General features: G+C 42.7%; 1 protein-coding gene. It reads left to right on the top strand.

Annotated features, from left to right (window positions below; all coding sequences use genetic code 11):
- On the top strand, positions 1 to 330 hold a 330-nt coding region (locus tag KI367_RS26810; protein ID WP_212953339.1), incomplete at both ends, for a DDE-type integrase/transposase/recombinase.

Raw genomic sequence — 330 nt, 5'->3', positions numbered from 1 at the left:
AAAAGCAGTACAACAAAAAGCGCTATTACCGAATTATGCGTGCGCTTGGCCTCAAAGCAGTCATTCGTAAGAAACGACCAAGCTATATGAAAGCCCCAGAGACCCATGTCGTTGAAAATGTAATGAATCGTAACTTTGAGGCCCAGTCTCCAAATACAAAGTGGTGTACAGATGTGACAGAACTGAAGTATGGAAATGGCCGTAAAGCCTATTTAAGCGCCATTATCGATGTATATGATAACTCCATTGTTTCATGGGTATTAAGCCATTCCAACAACACTAAACTCGTGGTGGATACGCTGAAGCAGGCTTATGAGAAGAATCCCGGTG

The sequence above is a fragment of the Paenibacillus cookii genome, from assembly GCF_018333375.1.
Lineage (GTDB): Bacteria > Bacillota > Bacilli > Paenibacillales > Paenibacillaceae > Paenibacillus_AQ > Paenibacillus_AQ cookii.
This window is presented reverse-complemented; position numbering and strand designations above follow the sequence as displayed.